This window comes from Pontibacter sp. 13R65, from assembly GCF_047525655.1.
In the GTDB taxonomy this organism is placed as follows: Bacteria; Bacteroidota; Bacteroidia; order Cytophagales; family Hymenobacteraceae; genus Pontibacter.
In genome coordinates this window covers 1-15979 of record NZ_JBLIQL010000005.1, presented here as the reverse complement: position 1 = coordinate 15979, position 15979 = coordinate 1, and the positions used below count along the sequence as shown (strand labels likewise).

The 15979-nt window shown below is 40.3% G+C and carries 13 protein-coding genes; 5 read left to right on the top strand and 8 right to left on the bottom strand.

Annotated features, from left to right (window positions below; all coding sequences use genetic code 11):
• Positions 1-125 precede the first annotated feature (125 nt).
• The 3 genes from ACMA1I_RS07795 to ACMA1I_RS07785 all read left to right on the top strand — a co-directional run bounded on the left by ACMA1I_RS07795 (position 126) and on the right by ACMA1I_RS07785 (position 3327).
• Complete coding sequence (locus ACMA1I_RS07795; protein ID WP_337067743.1) at positions 126-1280, top strand: adenylyltransferase/cytidyltransferase family protein; 1155 nt, start codon at positions 126-128, stop codon at positions 1278-1280.
• Positions 1281-1837: 557 nt separating this feature from the next.
• Complete coding sequence (gene map / locus ACMA1I_RS07790) at positions 1838-2602, top strand: type I methionyl aminopeptidase (protein WP_337067742.1); 765 nt, start codon at positions 1838-1840, stop codon at positions 2600-2602.
• A gap of 95 nt (positions 2603-2697) precedes the next feature.
• Positions 2698-3327 (top strand): class I SAM-dependent methyltransferase, encoded by a 630-nt coding sequence (locus ACMA1I_RS07785; protein ID WP_337067741.1) that lies wholly within the window; start codon positions 2698-2700, stop codon positions 3325-3327.
• A gap of 111 nt (positions 3328-3438) precedes the next feature.
• Here the strand turns inward: ACMA1I_RS07785 and ACMA1I_RS07780 are convergent, their stop codons facing one another.
• The 3 genes from ACMA1I_RS07780 to ACMA1I_RS07770 form a co-directional block, all read right to left on the bottom strand.
• Positions 3439-4440, bottom strand: a complete 1002-nt coding sequence (locus ACMA1I_RS07780) for a glycoside hydrolase family 43 protein (RefSeq protein WP_337067740.1) — start codon at positions 4438-4440, stop codon at positions 3439-3441.
• 463 nt (positions 4441-4903) lie between these two features.
• Positions 4904-6445 (bottom strand): alpha-N-arabinofuranosidase, encoded by a 1542-nt coding sequence (locus ACMA1I_RS07775; protein WP_337067739.1) that lies wholly within the window; start codon positions 6443-6445, stop codon positions 4904-4906.
• Between the two features lie 987 nt (positions 6446-7432).
• Positions 7433-7975, bottom strand: coding sequence for a hypothetical protein (locus ACMA1I_RS07770; protein WP_337067738.1), 543 nt, complete (start codon positions 7973-7975; stop codon positions 7433-7435).
• Between the two features lie 506 nt (positions 7976-8481).
• Between ACMA1I_RS07770 and ACMA1I_RS07765 the strand changes: the two genes are divergently transcribed.
• On the top strand, positions 8482-9363 hold the full coding sequence (locus ACMA1I_RS07765) for a LytTR family DNA-binding domain-containing protein (protein WP_337067737.1): 882 nt from the start codon (positions 8482-8484) through the stop codon (positions 9361-9363).
• Positions 9364-9627: 264 nt separating this feature from the next.
• A complete protein-coding gene (locus ACMA1I_RS07760) occupies positions 9628-11997 on the top strand; it encodes a TonB-dependent receptor (protein WP_337067736.1) in 2370 nt (789 codons plus the stop codon).
• A gap of 913 nt (positions 11998-12910) precedes the next feature.
• On the opposite strand, the gene ACMA1I_RS07755 is transcribed toward ACMA1I_RS07760, so the two are convergent.
• The 5 genes from ACMA1I_RS07755 to ACMA1I_RS07735 form a co-directional block, all read right to left on the bottom strand.
• Entirely contained in the window at positions 12911-13483 is a 573-nt protein-coding gene (locus tag ACMA1I_RS07755) for a hypothetical protein (protein ID WP_337067735.1), read from the bottom strand.
• An 80-nt stretch (positions 13484-13563) separates the two neighbouring features.
• Positions 13564-14127 carry a Crp/Fnr family transcriptional regulator gene (locus ACMA1I_RS07750; RefSeq protein WP_337067734.1) on the bottom strand — a complete coding sequence of 188 codons (564 nt, stop codon included), beginning with the start codon at positions 14125-14127 and terminating at the stop codon, positions 13564-13566.
• 169 nt (positions 14128-14296) lie between these two features.
• Positions 14297-14692, bottom strand: coding sequence for a hypothetical protein (locus ACMA1I_RS07745; RefSeq protein ID WP_337067733.1), 396 nt, complete (start codon positions 14690-14692; stop codon positions 14297-14299).
• A gap of 36 nt (positions 14693-14728) precedes the next feature.
• On the bottom strand, positions 14729-15025 hold the full coding sequence (locus ACMA1I_RS07740; protein ID WP_337067732.1) for a hypothetical protein: 297 nt from the start codon (positions 15023-15025) through the stop codon (positions 14729-14731).
• Positions 15026-15172: 147 nt separating this feature from the next.
• A complete protein-coding gene (locus tag ACMA1I_RS07735) occupies positions 15173-15895 on the bottom strand; it encodes a hypothetical protein (protein WP_337067731.1) in 723 nt (240 codons plus the stop codon).
• Positions 15896-15979: the final 84 nt, after the last annotated feature.

Below are 15979 nucleotides of genomic sequence, written 5' to 3'. Positions count from 1 at the left end.
TATTAGTATAATTCGAAACCAAGTATATAAGAGGAAGTACAGCAACGCATGCTTACCGGTTGTGTACCCGCAACTAATAATAAGCCTGCATAACGGATTGCCTTCTCAACCTGAAAATTGTTTTAATGGAAAAAAAGAAAAAAGTTATGGTAAGCGGTTGCTTTGACCTGCTCCATAGCGGACACGTAGCCTTTTTAAAAGAAGCTGCCGCCTTTGGCGAATTGCACGTTTGCATTGGTAACGACGAAAATGTACACCAACTGAAAGGTCGCTACCCTGTAAACTCTCAGGATGAGCGGCGCTATATGATAGATGCACTTGGCTGCACCACCCGCTGCCACATAAACAAGGGGTACGGCATTATGGATTTCATGAAGGAAATGGATGAAATTCAGCCCGACATTTTTATTGTAAATGAAGATGGTGCCACGCCTGCCAAAGCCGAAATTTGCAAGGAGCGCAACATTGAGTACAGAGTGCTCCAGCGGATTCCCCATGAAAACTTACCAGCCAGAAGCACCACCAGCCTGCGTACCGAGTGCATCATCCCGTTTCGGATAGATATAGCCGGCGGGTGGCTCGACCAGCCTTTTGTTTCTGCTTACCACCCTGGGCCAGTGCTCACCATCTCGATAGAGCCAACCCTTGAGTTTAACAACAGAAGCGGCATGGCCTCGAGTACCCGTCATAAAGCGATAGAATTATGGCGTACTGCCATACCTGCTGGCGATCATGAGAAACTGGCTAAAATACTGTTTACGTACGAGAACCCTCCTGGCACCAAAGAGGTAGCTGGTTCGCAGGATGCTCTTGGTATTGTATTGCCAGGCCTGAACCGCCTGTATTACAACAACAATTACTGGCCAGACACCATTGAATCGGTGCACGACGACGAAATTCTGGATTGGCTGGAGTCACACTTGTACCTGGTAACCCTTGGCCCGCGCACCTCAGACTATGCCGTAGTAGATAATACCAACTTAACAGAAGCTGGCGCAAAAGCACTTGCCGATGCTGCTGAAGGTTGCTGGGAAGCCATTCAAAGGAAAGATGCCAAAGCCTTTGGCGAAAATTTCAGAAAATCTTTTGAGGCACAAATTAGCCTCTTCCCCAATATGGTAGACGAAAGCATTATGAGCCAGATTGGGCTATATGCTGATCGGGCACTTGGGTGGAAATTGAGTGGTGCTGGTGGCGGTGGCTACATTACCTTGGTATCAGAGAAGCCAATCGAAAATGCCATCAGAATTAAAATACGACGCAGAGACAGCAGCAACTAAACCTTATAGCCTGAGCAGCTGACCAAATTATTCTAATAAAAAAGCCCTTCCAGACGAGTTTGCTCCTGAAATAGCACTCGGGTGGGAAGGGCTTTTTTGTTTGATTGAAAGTAGCGTATCTATCTCTGTCGAAATATAATACTATATTGGTTCAGTGGTATCGCTCAGGTTACTGGTTTCATTTTGTTAGTATTGACCAATATCATCGTGGCTTCTGACAGGTTAAGGAAAATAGATTTAGTAACCTCTATTTGCAGTACAAATAAACTGGGTACATATAACTGGGTACAAATTATAGGAGGTAGTGGTATGGCAACTTAAGCCTCACATTATGCTCCGCAGAAAATACCGTTAAAGTTCAACAAAGAGGTCTCAGCATTTTTTGCTCCTGCCCGGAAGAGATTATAAAGGAGGCATTAAAAGTCGTATAGCTAAATTAACGTTGAGCTAGTAATAGAAAAAACAAAAGCACACATTTGCAGGCGATCAGTCTTTGCTGCACATAGCTTAAACGAAAAGCGCAGCTGAATTAAATAAAGAACATTAAAACCCAGATTATGTCCATAACAAAAGAAACTGACTTAGAAGGTATGCAAGCGGCGAGTGAAGCTGTTGCTTATACCTTAAGAGAAATGACGAAGTATGCACAAGTTGGAATGAGCACCAAAGAACTTGATGAGTATGGAGCTAAATTACTATCAGGTTTTGGAGCTAAGTCTGCACCCTACGAAACCTATGGATTTCCCGGATGGACTTGTATTAGCGTTGACAATGAGTTTTGCCACGGTATTCCTTCCAGCAAACGCATATTTAAAGAAGGTGACTTAGTTAATATAGATGTTTCGGCTGAATTAAATGGTTTTTGGGCAGACAATGGTGGCTCTTTTGTAGTTGGGAAAGATATTCATCAGCATCAGAAACTGGTGGATGCATCAAAAGAAATTTTGCAAAAAGCGATTAATAATATAAAAGGTGGTGTAAAAATAGCTGATATCGGCCATCTGATGGAAACAGAAGCAAAAAAGCGAGGCTACAAAGTAATTAAGAATCTTGGAGGACATGGCATTGGCAGAAGCTTGCACGAACAGCCCGATGAATTGCTGAATTATAGAAACCGCTCCGATAAAAGAAGATTTAAGAAAAACGCTGTTGTTGCTATAGAGACTTTTATAACAACATCTTCTACTTATGCAGTAGAACAAAACGATGGCTGGACAATGGTTGGCAATAAGGGCGGATATATGGCTCAGCACGAACATACCATTGTCATTACTGAAGGCAAACCTATCATCTTAACAGAAGCTAACTGCATATTTAACTAAACCTCCGGATTAAGCCTCTGCCCTACCCACTCCACGTCAGCAACTGTTAATCAGAAGCATCAAAACCTAAGTACATTACTTTAACAGAAAAGATTATGACCGAATTTTGGGAGTCAAGTTTTCAAAACAAACTGACCATGTGGGGATTTGAACCTGCAGATTCCGCTTTGGCAGCCTTAGAGTTATTTACAAAAAACGATCTGAATAAGATTTTGATACCTGGGTTTGGTTATGGCAGAAATGCAAAGGCTTTTACCGATAAGGGATTTGATGTTACCGGCATCGAAATTTCTGAGACAGCTATTGAGTTAGCTAAGCAGCATTACGGAGAGCACATAAAGGTACATCATGGTTCTGTTAGTGCCATGCCTTTTGACCAGGAGCTCTATGACGGAATTTTCTGTTACGCTTTAATTCATTTACTGAATGAAGAAGAACGAGGGAAACTAATTAGTGATTGCTACCATCAGCTGAAACCAGGTGGATATATGGTTTTTGTAGCAATTTCTAAAAACGACGCTACTTACGGACACGGAGAAAAAATAGGTCACAACTATTTCTTAACCAGGCACGGTGTAAAGCTTTTCTTCTACCATGCCGGTTCCATAGAAAAAGAATTTAGAGTTTACGGATTAGTGGAAGCCAAAGAAGTAAAGGAACCTGCAAAGAATATGGGAGACAAACCTTCTCAGGTTTTCTGGCAAATAACATGTAAAAAGCAATAACAGGAAAGTCTCAGAGACTAATTTAGCGACCTGTTCTTATCCCTTACAAAAAGCCGCCCTTGCCAGTTTTAGCTGATAAGGGCGGCTTTAAAATTTAAGTTAGGCAATTACTTATTTCGCAGGCTTTACTCCTTCAGATGTCATCTGCACGCGCTTTATTGATCCATCCTTGTTATACTCCAGGTAATCGATGCAAACGGATCTGCGGAAGCTTCCGCCTTGTGTCTGAATTCCTCCATTGTGGTAAATAAAGTAGCTCTTTCCTTTAAACTCAATAATAGATTGGTGGTTCGTGTTTGAGTTTCCGGCCAGTTCATTCAATATGCCTTTGTACTCCCAAGGGCCATCCAGACTCTTACTCATGGCATATGCTGTTTTCTCAGGAAACTGATAGGCATACGATAGGTAGTACCAGTCTTTGCGCTTGTGCACCCACGGGGCCTCAGTAAAATGCGGGAGGTTAGAGACTTTCTTAATCGGGCCATCTAGTTCTATCATGTTTTCTTTCAGCTTGGCGTAATACAGAATAGTATTACCCCAAAACATATAGGCCTGGCCTTTGTCGTCTATTATGACAGCCGGATCAATATCGTCCCAACTGATATTGGTATCAGTGGTCATGTCGTTTGTAATTAGTGCGGAGCCGATAGCATCTTTGAACGGGCCAATTGGGTTATCTGCCACCGCTACACCAATGGCCTTACCTGGTTTGGTAGCATGCGTTACCGTGGAGTACCAATAAAACTTACCGTTACGCTCGATCACATGCGATGCCCATGCATCGCCACTCGCCCACTTAAAGTCTTTCGCAGCCAACGGCACTGGGTGCTCCGTCCAGGTTACCATATCTTCTGATGAGAAAACCAACCATTCATTCATCACATAACCTTCACGTGGCGCTGGGGCCTCATCATGGCCAGCATAAATATACACTTTGCCTTTATGTACTAAAGCAGCCGGGTCGGCGGTATACTTGTGAGTAAAAATGGGATTGCCTGTTGCTTTTACCACCGTATCGGCTGGCATATTGCCCATAGCTGGAGTTGCTGCAAAAGATAGTCCTGCCATGGCAAGTCCTCCTGCTATTTTGCCTAGCTTAGAATGTAGATTCATGTGTAGATTTATTTTAGATTTTCAATTTTAATTAAGACCTGTAGTACAAACATTATGCTCGCTTCGGGTGCCTTATCTTTTCCATTCGCATTTTGGGCCTTTAGGTTCACCATTAACGATTGGTCTTTTTCGTAAGTAATCAGTCTTTATTGGCACTTCAAGTCGCCATTTGTTTAGAACTCCTGGTTTCGTAGAGTCCCTCATTTGTTGGCTGAGGGGTAAAGCATTGGATGCAAGCTCTGTCACAGCTACTTATCACTTCTGCACATCCGGTCTAGACAAATGCTTACTGACCAACAACACCTGGAATAATAGGCAAAAAAACAGGAGCATGGAGCAAACAGACTGGTTTACTACATGCTCCTGCAAAGCCTATACATTATTTATTTTTCTATTCAAGGTTTTTTTGGCTTTTGTCTTTATACAAGCTTGTTGAGCTTCAGGTGCTATTAAGCAGTACCTCTTACTTCAACTCCAGCACCACAACAGAACAGGCTGGCAACTTAACGGTGAGGTTATTTCCTTTCAGGTTAGCACCTTTAAAGTTGGCAGGCTTAATGTTGTCTGGCTTATCGAAGGTGTTATGGTCCTGAATATTTTTAGAAGTAAGCACGCGGCCATTCACCGACTTAAACTTAGCACCGTCTATACTCACCGTAATGTCTTGTCCTTTTTTAGGGTCGATGTTTACCAGGGTAATGTGGGTGGCTCCGTTCTTATCTTTAGAGGCTGATCCTGATACAGCAGGCAACTTGTCGTTACCCATGGTGTAATCAGCGCTCTTAACTGTTAATGGCAGGTAAAACGCATCCTGGTGCACGTTGTACATCTCCATCACATGGTAGGTAGGAGTCAACAGCATTTTCTCTTCGTCTGTTAGAATAACCGCTTGCAGCACGTTAATAGCCTGGGCCAGGTTTGCCATACGAATACGGTCGCTGTGGTTGTTAAAGATGTTCAGGGTTACACCGGCAATCATGGCGTCGCGCATAGTGTTCTGCTGATACAGGAAACCAGGATTGGTGCCTGGATCCACTTCATACCAGCCCCCCCACTCGTCTACCACCAAAGCTACCGTCTTTTTAGGATCGTATTTGTCCATGATAGCGGTGTGCTTGTTTACCAGCTCCTCCATAAAGAGTGCGCTCTTCATGGTAGCAAAGTAATGCTGCTCTGTAAAATCTTTAGATGGGCCTTTTTTGTTCCAGTCGATTACAGCGTAATGGTGCAGGGCCACACCGCCCAGCATGTTGTGCGGAATGTTTTTCATGAGCACCTCTGTCCAGTTATAATCGGCAGAGTTAGCGCCTGAAGCAATTCTGAAAAGGTTATTCTCGTTTGTCCAGCCGGCCATAAAAGTAGCATATTTACGATACTCGTTGGCATAATAGTCTGGTGTCATGTTACCACCGCAGCCCCAGGCTTCGTTTCCAACTCCCCAGAATTTCACATTCCAAGGTTTTTCACGGCCGTTCTCCTTGCGCAGCTTCGACATAGGGCTTTCGCCTTCGAAGTTCACATACTGTACCCAATCCATTAGCTCCTGCACGGTACCGCTCGCCATGTTACCGGCCAGGTAAGGTTCTGTGCCAAGCAGTTCGCACATGTTCAGAAAATCATGTGTTCCGAAGCTGTTGTTTTCTGTTACACCACCCCACCAGGTATTTACAATAGTTGGTCGGTTTTCTTTCGGGCCTATACCGTCTTTCCAGTGGTACGTGTCTGCAAAGCAGCCTCCGGGCCAGCGCAGGTTCGGCACTTTCAGTCTTTTAAGTGCCTCTACCACGTCGTTGCGCACACCGGCCGTGTTCGGAATTTTTTTATTGTCTTCGCCTACATAAAAGCCACCGTAGATGCTGCGTCCCAGGTGCTCTGCAAAGTGGCCATAGATATGTCGGCTAATCACACGCTCAGGATTGGTCTGGGCAGAGAGAGTAGCAGTGTTTTGTGCATAGGCCGAAAGGCTTGCAAAAAAGAATAAAAAACTGAGCAGTCTTTTTTTCATATCAGATAAATTTTAGCAAAACAGTAATTTGATGATTGCCTTTTTACACCGTTTCAGGAGCACGGCAGATTTTAAATGTAAGTTTAACACTTAAATTCAAATAAACCAATTTCAAACGAATGTTCGCAATTAATTTATTCTTAGGTATCTAAAAATTGTCAAGCAGAATAAGCTTTCACAATAATCTTGTACTGCAAAAGTGATTCTTCGTTTTGTTTTAGGAGCTGCCTCAAAACTATGTAATGAGGCATAGAAGCTTTATATAAGTAAGTGGCCAGATGCCTTGATTGCGACGGCCTCACCGGTAGATTTTCCAAATTTGATGCAGCTGTTACATCACCTGGTTCATAAGGTCTAGATTAAAAGGGTGCACAAGCAAGTTAAAAGCTCTTTTCTACCGCAAAAACAAATTATTCGAATGAAAAAGGCCTTCCGGAGGCTTTTCCTTGAATATAAGCCACAGGACTTTAAGTACAAGCCCCTTAGTTCCCGAGCTATCGGTTAGCATCCTCTAATTTCTATTTTGAAGAAGGCTGTCTAAAAGAATTATTCTAATGAAAATACTCTTCCAGAGGCAAAATTCCAATTTCTGGCCTGAAGCCGGGTATTTACATCTATGTAATTGAAAAGGACTATGACTTGATGGTGACCAAATAGTAGCAGAGTAGGTTTACCTACTTCTCATCCTACCTTACAGAAACTCATTCAGCAGTAGCTGACCGAGTTTATCTTTTAGAGGATTCAAATTAGGCTTCAGGCCTCTTTAGATCGGCCGATTAGCCCTTTCATGATAAACAAGAGTAAAGTACTTGATTATTAGGTGACGTGGCTACCTTATAGGTATGGCGTATGTCAATACTATGTCCTAATCTTTATACTTGTTGTTTAATTACTTTGGTACTCGGGCGTGATGAACGGTATAAGATTTATTGTTGGACTTTTTGAAGCATTATCTTCTACAACTTCTATTAAGCTTTTACCAAACAACTAAAAATGTACTCCTATCCTGATAGGAAAGAAAGCAGATTGTTGGGAAAGCAAAATACCTGATTGTAAATAAACTTCCATTTTTTCAGTCAGTCTGTGCCTCAATCCTGCCCCCAACTCAACGAGTGCCGTTCCTGTTCTGTTTTCATTCCGATTCCAAAACTGGCTGTGTAACTGACTATATCCTTTTTTCGTGTTTAGGTAAGGACTGAATTTTCTATAGGATGGCGGAGTAAACTCAAGATCGGAAAATACGCAGATGCCGTTTATACCCTCATTATTTAAATCAAAATTCAAATATCCTATCCCGATTCCTGCAAACAACTTTTCTTTGAATGTAAAACCGCTTATCAAATTTATACCTATCCCATTCTGTGCATTCTCTAAATGATAACCTCTCCAGTTTGGTGCAGCATCAACGGTTATTGTTCTGAATCCAAAATATAAATAGCTAATCTCAACCTTTCCAGAATATCTGCTCTGTGAGAACCCAGTGGATAAGGATGAAATTATTACTAAGGCTGTAATAAATAAGCTTATCATTTCATGCCTACATGGAAGTTTACTCGGCTTAACTGTCGAAAACAACTGGTAGCCGGAACCGGACTACTGAATATAGTATTTATCCGGAACAATAGAAAGCACCAGTTAAAAGTTGCTGCCCCCTGAAAATGCCAAAACCAGACCCTTTAATTCCAGCCTCTCTGGCTATTTGCGGCATATTACTTTTATGTTACATAAGAGGTAATCTCTGCCCTTTGTAATGCTTCTGGAAAGGGAAAAGAAAGGAAATTCCTGGTGCCGATAGCGGCTAAATCATCCGAAGTTGCTTGGATATTACTCAGCCGCTGGAATACTAAAAAGTATTTTTTAAATTGATACAGACAGATAAAGGATATTGAAGGCAATAGGTTGGCTGCTATTTATGATAACAAAGACCAAATTATTAAAACTATAACAAAACAAACAATAAGTTATTTTCAGCCATAAACCAGAAAAATTTAACTTAGTGCTTCGGCAAAGGGTTAATTAAAAGTAGCTTAATATTTATGGCTAGAAAAGGAATTAATAGGTTTTTAAATCTACTTTGTCAACCATATCCGCTTTCCACTGAGACCTCAGAAAAAATAACACTTGCACTTGTTTGTGGATTCTTTGTGGCATTATTTCTATTAGTCTTCCAACCTTTCCAACTAAACCAACTAACAGTTGCAAAAAGAGTTTTTGCCGTTATTGCTTATGGGCTAATAACTACTTTTGGTATGCTTTTTAATGATATTGGCATTAAAAAGATGTTCTCTTCTGCCTTCTCGGAAGAGAAGTGGACCGTAAAAAAACAGCTAGCTTGGTTTATCTACCAGATTATATTTATTAGCATAACCAATCTCCTGTTTAGCACTCTAATCGGATTGGTTAATTTATCAATAGGTAGTTTTTTGTTTTTTCAGTCCATTACCTTAGCCGTTGGTATTTTCCCGGTTTTTATCATCACCATCACTAATTATGTTAGATTATTAAAAAGAAACACCCAAGTTGCGGCAGCCATAGCATTAGATCAGCCGGAGGCAACAGCAGCGGATGTACCGGAAATAATAGATTTAACCGCCGATAACGGGAAAGATAAAATTATTTTCCCGGCCAATGCTTTGCTGTTTATTACTTCCAGCGATAACTATTCTACCTTATTCTTAATGAAGGCGGACAACCTACAAAAAGAACTTATCCGGGGAAGCCTAACCAGATTGGAGCAACAAATCAATACGAAGCTTATCCGCCGTTGCCATCGGTCGTATATTGTTAATCTTTTCCAGGTTACACGGGTGTCAGGTAATGCGCAAGGATATAATCTGCATTTTGCCCAAACCGAAACTTTGGTGCCAGTATCCAGAAAATATAGTGCTGAGATCCTGCAATTGTTAAAGGATAAATAACTGCAAGTGTTGCCATTTGCCGGCTTATTTGTCATTTATCCCAAAGCTTTACCTTCCTCCCATTTCTTTTGACAGCCATCCCAATGCTTCCCATCTCAGTTTTTCTTGCTGTATGTTTGGATCAGGTTACCGGTAGAGAAAATTCTATTTAAGTAGAATTTCATCCTCGTCTATAAAGGAAATTTTCTATCCCTTATTGAGTAAATACCAAGCTTCTATAACCATTACTCTTATATCCAACATCTTAAACCCTTCTTATTAGCAATGAAAAACATCCTGCTTACTAGCTTTTTGCTGCTACTAGCGATCTCTGTTTATGCACAGCAAATCACCCAAACCATCAGAGGGAAAGTGGTGGATGCCCAATCTAAATTTCCCTTAATTGGGGCCAGTATCATCATTTCGGATACTAATCCGCTGGTAGGCGATGCTACCGATGAAAATGGTGTGTTCCGCCTATCCGGAGTAGCTATTGGCCGAACTACGCTCGCTGTATCTTACATAGGTTATGAAACTAAAGTAATAGCCAATATTTTGGTTACGTCGGGCAAAGAAGTATACTTAACCATTGAGCTGGACGAAAGTACAAGCAATGCATCGGAAGTGCTCATCCTGGCTGATAGACAAACGAAGGCTTCGGTAAACAATGAAATGGCAACCGTAAGTGCCCGTTCCTTCGATGTGGAAGAAACTAGAAGATATGCCGGCAGTCGTAACGATGTAGCCAGAATGGCCACTAATTTTGCTGGCGTAAGTGGTGCCAATGATGCCCGAAATGATATTGTTATTAGAGGTAATTCTCCGGCCGGTGTACTTTGGCGATTGGATGGTATTAATATTCCGAACCCCAGCCATTACGGTCCGCTGGGAGCAACGGGGGGAGCTGTAAGTATGCTCAATAACAATGTGCTGGATAAATCAGATTTTCTTACGGCCGCTTTCCCCGCCCAATATGGCAATGCAATAGCTGGTGTTTTCGATTTACAATTACGGTCGGGGAACAGCGAAAAAAGGGAATATTTGGGGCAGATGGGCTTTAATGGTTTTGAGTTAGGAGCAGAAGGGCCTTTCCGTAAAAATAGTAAAAGTTCTTATCTGGTTAACTACCGCTATTCCACGCTTGGCGTTTTTAAAGCACTAGGCATGAATTTTGGCACCGGTTCCGCCGTCCCTCTCTACCAGGATTTAACTTACAAAGTGAATATACCCTCCGCCAAATACGGACAGTTTAGTTTTTGGGGAATGGGCGGGAAAAGCAGCATTGATATACTGGGCAGCGAACTGGACACCACGGGAAATAATCTTACCGGAACCACGGATAAAAATATATTTACCGATGACTATACCGGGGTAGCTGGTTTTTCGCATCAATATTATTTTAATAGCTCCACTTCTTACAAAATCACCTTAGCAGCTTCCTCCGTGGGGCAAAGAGAAAATTTAGATTCTATTAGTATCGAAGATAATAGTGCTATTTATAATGAAAAGGTAAACTACCTGCAGAACAAATACTCCGCCCATCTATCATTAAACAAGAAAATAGATGCTAAAAAATCGCTCCATAAGGGTGTAATTGTGGATGTATACGGTTACAACTTGAAGCATGCCAAGCTTTTTTCTAGCCCGGAACAGTGGCGCAATCTCCGGAACAGTAAGGGTTATGGCACTTTAGTTCAAAGCTACACGCAATTCCAGAACAAGTTTACCGACAAACTTACGTTGAACTCCGGCTTAAGCTTTCTTTATTTTTCCATCAGCCAAAGCTATGCCGTAGAACCCAGATTAGGGTTAAAATACAAACCCGCTCCCGGTCAGTCGCTTAATTTGGGGTACGGACTGCACTCGCAAATCCAACTGCTAACGTCCTATTTTATCCAAACGCCTGTTCCAGGAGGGACTAACGTCCTAACTAATAAAAATCTTGACTTTACCCAGAGCCACCACATAGTATTAGCCTATGATTACCTGATTATGCCCGATTTAAGATTAAAAATAGAGGCTTATTACCAGGATTTACGGAATGTACCGGTAGAAGAAAGAAGCAGTTCGTTTTCTATCTTGAATGCCGCCATAGAGCAGGAAAACATAATTACGGACAGCTTAACCAACAAAGGAACAGGCCGTAATATTGGGGTGGAACTTACTTTGGAAAAGTTTTACTCCAAGGGATATTATTACCTGCTAACCGCTTCTTTGTTTAACTCTAAATATAAAGGCAGCGACGGTATACTAAGAAATACTGCTTATAACGGCCGCTATGTAATAAACTTACTGGCGGGAAAAGAATTCAAAGTTGGGCAAAGAAATAATATTAATATTGACTGGAAATTAACTTCTGCCGGGGGGAACTACCGCACACCCATCAATTTGGATAAATCTAAAGCAACCGGAATCGGTGTTTATGAGTATGATGCCGCCTATTCGCAAAAGTTGAATAACTACTTCCGCACGGACCTGAAATTATCCTACCGCATCAACCGCCCCCGTATTACCCACGAAATTGCTCTGGATATTCAGAATCTGATGAATACAAAGAATGTATTTATACAACGATACAATGCCCGCAGTGGCGGGTTAGAAACAGAATACCAGTTAGGCATTATTCCAATTCCCCAGTATAGAGTGTTGTTTTAGATATTCAAAGTGTTTTTGACAAGGGTATTGGTTCGCTTGTGGAAAGTTGTAACTAATATAGGAACTGCTAGTGCCAAACACCAAAACAGGAAGTTAAAAACACCAGGTCTCATCAGCTAAATGTTCATTGACCAAAAGGTATCTACAGGTTCCTCTTTAAAAGCTGATAAGAAAGACCAAAATAGCAATCTAAAAATAATATAAGCCATCAATGGGACCATTAAAAGAGGTAGAGTTTTTATCTCAGAACCATATATGTTGCCTAAAGTAATCCCAACTAATAATAAGAATGCTGAACCTAACCAAAGCCAAATTTCATTTTTTTGTCTGTCAATATTTCTCTCTTGTATAGGAAGACAAGTTGTATGGAAAGCCCTATAATGCAAGAAGAAATTCAATCATGATATTAAGTTAAGTACAACGGTTTCGGGCTTGGCGAAGTTGGAAATTTTCACCACAAATGTGTTTACCAAGCACTGAACCGCCACTTTTGCCAAACTTGTGTTAGCGGTTCGGAGTTTTTCTATTCATTAGGATTTCCCAAAATAATATTGATGAATTTCCTGTTATATTGGAAAATAGGTTTTCAAATAATGTTTGGGTAAATATATTTCCAATTGTGTTCCAGATGAACAAAACAAAGGATATCCACAAAATTATATATACAACTGTGTAATAAAATTTTTATTTGACAATATAGCCTTTCATTAACAAAATGACGGACAAAAAATATTTACGAGAATTGAAATACTTTCAACAATATTTACAGCTCACCAATGTTTTTTTAAGTCTTCCGCCTTAGGTTATCTTATGGAATTATTCACAGAATACTACAAATAGGAAAAAGGACTACGGCAAATAGTAACTCTAAAAATAGATTTATTGCTTTGTTCAAACTAAAATCAATATTGTGTTAGTAAAAGTTAAGCCCTACTTGCAGTGCGCTAGTAAATCCATTAGTCTTGCCAATGGGTAAATTGACAGCATTATAATTTATTCGAGCTTGTAAATCTAGCGCAAAATTATTTTTTCGATAAATTTCATAACCTATACTTGAGATCGCTCCAATCCCTGAATAATATTTAGTCTCAATAGTATTTTCAGGTTTTAGGTCATAGAATACTGGTGCATCTGTACCAACACCAAGGCCACCTAATATCCACAGTTTATTAGATACAAAATATTGAGTAGAAGCAAAAACACCACCAAAATCCCTTAACCTTTTTCTGTCTGACAGATTATATTCATAAATAGAAACTGCACCATTTAGTAATAATGCAATCTTTGGATTTAGCATATAACCTATTTTCCAGTTTAAAGCTAGGTTTGTATTGTTTTGGCTTTTACTAGAAAAGCTCAAAACCGTATTTGCAATCCCCGAAGAAAATCCAAATACAAATCCTTTTCTCGTTATATCAGTGTTAGTTTGGGCATAAACCGAAACACTTAACAAAAGACAGATTGCGAATAAAGTTGTTGATTTCATTTTACCTTTTTTAGTTAATTATTCCGTAAAGGTAAAATCTATGCTTTTAGAAAAAGTTACCGTAAGTTAATAATATAATACTATTTGCTTCTTATTCTGCTTAAACTTTGTGTCGTAATTCCCAAATACGAGGCAATATGTTTTTGAGCAATTCTTTTGATAGTTTCTGGACTTTTTTGGATTAATTCCATATACCGTTGTTCCGCAGTTTTTGTTAAGAGGTCAATTTGCTGTTGTTGTTTTTCCACAAAAGAATTTTCAGCTCCCAATAAAAATAAAAAGTTTCCAAAAGGACTTTTTTTAAGTTTTGCAATATTATTTGCACTGATTTTCAGGGCAAGGGTTTTTTCAATAGCAACTGTTTCGAGGGGCGAAGGTTGTTCGGTTATCAAAGACATATGGTCGGAAAAAAAATTATTCTCTAACACAATGTCTAAACAGACAAAATTATTTTCCTTCCAAAGAAATACTCCACAAGCACCTTCTAAGATAAAATAGGCGTTTTTCTCAGTTTGTCCATTGGGTTTTATAACTTCATTTTTCTTAAATTTCACCTCTTCGCAAAGGTCAGTGAATGATTTCCACACTTCAACAGGTGCATCGAAATATTTGTCAAAAGATTGTTTTAACTTCAGTTCATTCATTTGTAGGGTGACGCTTTACAATGACCGCTAACTTACTTGGCCATAAGGCGGCGTAGCTATCTTATGGGTGTGGTTGTAGCTGTTATTTTTAATTTTATATCGTTTCAAGAAGAAGTTTTATATCGTCCAATGACTCATAAATCCCTTCTTCTGTAGCAAGGAAACAAATTTAATTTATAGGTTTTCCAATTTCTGATGCTGCAAACATCTTGTGATGTCCGTCTAATATGTAGTGCGCTAAGCACCAATGCCCAATAAATTCAGGCTTTATATCGTCAGTCCAAACTGCTGGCGCTTTGATGTCTAATACTGATAAACTTATGGCAGTCGGTGTCTTTCCACTCTCTATCTGTTCCTTGTAGAAACTTACCCGTTCAGGCTCTAACCACGTCTGAGGGAAAATCAGCACCAAGAACTTAAAAACCTTTTCATCTTGTTTTATCTTCTGGTCCGTTCCCCTGTAATAATTGACTTTCTGATGGTGGGGCATGCCCCAAAAGCCGTCAATCCCCCAAAGCTTTACTTCTTCATTGGCAAAATAATCTTGGTCTTTTCCAAGTGACACTTGCTAAGGAAAAACAGTCAAAAGCAAAACTTCATATTAGCCATCTGGAATAATTGTCGCGACTTTTTCTAAAACACTTTTATCAAGTAAGGTTAGTCCTTCATTAAGCAACTGAATAGTCTCAACAGGATTTATATTTTGATTAGCACCATCAAGCCTTTCAAAGTAGAAACTACAGGTGCCACAAATATTGCCTATCTCATATGCAGGTTTTCCGTCAATGGATATGTATCTGTTCCATATTTCCCAGGTACCACCACCTTTTTTATCAAAGGATACAATAGTCTTAGAGTTTATACTTGTTAACTCATCTTTGTCTATTATTCTTGTCATCTGATTGCTACTAAGGTGGGAGGTATTGCCGGTGTGCGGATGAACCGTGTTGCAAAATGCTTGCTTTCCTTTACAGATAATTATCAATTTTCTTAAGAAGGAGAGCAGACCCTGCGCATAGTGGCCTTACAGTGTTGTGCGTTCGTTTTATTTTCCAATAAGAACATTGTATTCGGTTGGGACTTCCACTCCTTTAAAACGGTTGGTCAAGCCATAAAACATAAAGGCTGTCAGGATAATACCTAAGCCCAAAATTGCTTTTGCCTGCCTTTGTGGTGTCCAGCCAAAAACATCCTGTTTCATTTTCTTGCTGTGTATCGCTGCCATATGCCCAAAAAAGGAGATGGTGGCAAGCCCGTAATAGGGAATAAAGAACAGGTTGAATGGGAAAGTGTTCAATCCTGCTACGCCATAATAAAAGTTGGTGTCCAGGTGCAGAATAGTACGTCCCACTAATACAGAGCCTACATGAATAACAAAGAAAGCCGCTAAGTAAAGTCCTATCCAACGATGCAGCTTATCAATGTTGCTGACAGCTGCCTTCCGGCTTTTCTTGAAGAGCTTTATGCCCGACACTATTTGTAAAAGCACGGCCATCAGAAGAATTGTCTCCACAAGAATGTTGCGGTATACAAGGCGCAGGCTTTTCATAACCTCTATATGCTGGTCAGTCCCTGCAACACTGTAGAGGTGGTTGAGTAAATGGAGCCCGGTAAAAAAAGCTAACATGAGGCCAGATAGGTAATGAAGTCTTCTAGTAGTCAATTTTGATGCTGGATTTAATAGCTTAAAATGTTGCACAACGGCAGTTTGTCTAAAAACCTTTGCGCGTTTCTTAGCTAAAGATAGCAATTTGATGATATATCGCATGAGAGGCAAGGATTTTTATCCTTTGGCTATGGCTCCGAAAAATTATTTCAAACAGGAGCCACAGCGCGCTTAAAAAGGCCACAC